Here is a 2,647-nt window from a genome sequence, read left to right on the forward strand (position 1 = left end):
GGACACAATTACTGAAATACTACCAAAAATTGTTTACTGACCAGAGGTAATTTGCCCGCCCATCAGGATGGGCATTTAGTTCATACCAGGTATTTTCAATTTTTATACAAGGAGGTCTATCTTTACTTAGCAAAAAATGTTTAAAAAGCTGACCTTTATCCTTCGCGTATTTTTGAATGTTTGCTCCCAGGTCATATTGCTCTTTACAACCTTCACAAAGTTCTCCAATATTTTCATAATAATTAATTTCTACATCATCCCGAAAACAGACGATACAGGAGCCAGGTGCCCCTTCTTCTGCAAGACAACTTTCATGAATAGGCAAAGGTTTTGAAAGTAATTTATCAAGATTGTCAGCAAAAGGTTTTTTCTTTGAGTCTTCAAATTTTTGAGAGAGCTTTTGAAAAAGCTGCCCCGCCCTCTCAGTAAAAACATTTGGATGAAAACTTTCGTAACATATGTGGACTTCAAGTGTTCCGCTAAATTGTTCCACAAGCCAACTATTTAATTCAGACCTGATTGTTTTTATCTGAGAAAGCGTTTCTTCTGTATTAGGCAACAACAAATAGAAATGACCACCACCAGCAAAGATCAAATTACACCGGTAAAGACCAACGGCATCGAGAATCCTCTTTGCCGTATGTTCGGTAAGAAGTTCAAGAAAAAATGACCTGCCTTTAAGAGATTTAAGAGCTCCTTTTGAACTTATGGTATATATAAATTTTTGAACTCCCGAAATGTCTCCACCAACTAATAGAAAAGGCCTTTCGCTGTAAGGAGGTTCGAGAATTTCTTTCTTGAAAAGCCTTTTATTTTCAGTAAATTCTGCACCATATTTTTCGGTTAGCCATAAATAATAGGAAGAAGCTATGGCGGCGGTGAGTTTTAAGTGGTCGAAAAGAGAAATATCGGGCCATTTTTCAAAGCCCTCTTTCGGAACAAGAGTCTCCGAAGGCACAAACGAAAAATATTTCTCAAGAAGCATCAGGAGAGTATCCGGGGACAAGTTGTTCTTAGAAAATTTAGAAAAATTTTCTTCAAAGGCAGAAAGCAAACGTTTGTAATCTTCACGAGTGACTTTCTCTGGCACATTAGTGGCTATTGGTGGAAGAGGGTTAAGCTCCTGCGCTGGCCAGAAGGCCGGATAGCTTGCTGCCCTTTTCTCTTTCAAAGAAAGACGCGAAAAAGGTGTAGCTAAAGGAGTTTCAGCATCCCACACAAAAACAGCATCTTTTTTCTTATCTCTTTCAGACGAAGCCCAATTATCAGCCTGATAAATTAGTAAAGTAAAATTACTTTTGTCCCATAACTCTGTTCCCGCATGATGATATGCTGCGGCCAGAATTATTTTGGACCCTTCGGGGAAGCGTCCAGCTAACCACTTTGCCCCCCATTCAGAATGAGTCATATCTCGGGGTTTTTCCCGAGCACGTTGCACTACTTTACCGATATCATGTAACAGAGCAGCAATAGTAACTTCTTTTACCTGTTCAAAAAGCATGTTAAAACCACCTCTGATCAAAGCCGCTGCTAAGGCGATCTGCCTGGGTAATAATCCACTGCAGAGGAGTCTCAGGCTTATGGTGCTTGGCCGCAAGGTTGATAAAAGAATCTTCCCGTTCGCCTTCTATCCATTCAGAAGAGTTGAGTTCTTCGGGAAAATAATTAGCAAATTTTTCTATAAAAGCTGCGGTGTAAAGGGCATGTTCATGGGTATGACGCCCCTGCTTTTTATTAAATGGTTGATAAAGGTCGGTATTCCGATCGCGATAGTCTTGAGAGGGTAACTCAAGCACACCCTGAGCTATCTTACCAATATCGTGGAAAAGAGCTGCTAAAGAAATTTTAAAGCTTTCTGGCAATAGAGTTTCAGCCATAGAAAACCCCTCTGAACTTCTTACCAAAAACCAGGCAGATAAAAATTTTGTCGGCTTCTTTATTGAGGGAGTTTAAAATAAATACCCTCCATCCCCTTGTCTATTCTTTGAATTTGCCTTAGTAAAAAATCTCTTGCGTGTCAACACTTTTTAAAGATTTTCGGTTAACAAAAACTGCCTTTATTGAGCAAAGGCTAATGAACCCCAAAAGTGACGCTGGCTAATTCATGAAAAAACTTGTTATAATACTTTTATGAAAAAGAAACTTCCTGTTGGTATCCAGAGTTTTGAAGTCATACGCACAGAAAATTACTATTACGTAGATAAAACCCCCTTCGTTAAGAAACTTGTTGACGAAGGTAAGTATTACTTTCTTTCCCGGCCAAGGCGTTTTGGCAAGTCTCTTTTTCTTGATACTCTGCGGCAGGCCTTTCTGGCCAGGCGAGAGCTTTTTCAAGGGCTATATCTGGAGAATAACTGGGACTGGTCTATCAAGTACCCGGTGATTTACATCTCATTTGGCAGCGGGGTTATTAAAGAAAAAAATATTCTTCAGCAAAAAATTCATTACATCTTAGAAGACCATGCTCAGGATTACCAGGTTGACTTAAAAAAAAGCATTATTCCAGACAAAGCCGGGGAGTTAATCAAAGCTCTTTGCCTGAAATACAACCAGAAAGTAGTAGTCCTGGTGGACGAATACGATAAGCCCATCCTTGATAATATTGAAAAAAAAGAAACAGCCATTGAAATTCGGGAAGAGCTAAAAA

The 2,647-nt window shown here is 39.3% G+C and carries 3 protein-coding genes; 1 reads left to right on the forward strand and 2 read right to left on the reverse strand.

What is annotated here, in order from left to right; all coding sequences use genetic code 11:
• Nucleotides 1-19 precede the first annotated feature (19 nt).
• Nucleotides 20-1,501, reverse strand: a complete 1,482-nt coding sequence (gene cas10, locus TH606_RS11085; RefSeq protein ID WP_068544049.1) for a type III-A CRISPR-associated protein Cas10/Csm1 — start codon at nucleotides 1,499-1,501, stop codon at nucleotides 20-22.
• A gap of 1 nt (nucleotide 1,502) precedes the next feature.
• Nucleotides 1,503-1,877, reverse strand: coding sequence for an HD domain-containing protein (locus TH606_RS11090; RefSeq protein ID WP_068544051.1), 375 nt, complete (start codon nucleotides 1,875-1,877; stop codon nucleotides 1,503-1,505).
• Between the two features lie 253 nt (nucleotides 1,878-2,130).
• Here TH606_RS11090 and TH606_RS11095 point away from each other — a divergent pair.
• Nucleotides 2,131-2,647: AAA family ATPase (locus tag TH606_RS11095; RefSeq protein ID WP_157627925.1), on the forward strand; the 517-nt coding region annotated here is incomplete at its 3' end.

Source organism: Thermodesulfatator autotrophicus (assembly GCF_001642325.1).
Taxonomy (GTDB): Bacteria; Desulfobacterota; Thermodesulfobacteria; order Thermodesulfobacteriales; family Thermodesulfatatoraceae; genus Thermodesulfatator; species Thermodesulfatator autotrophicus.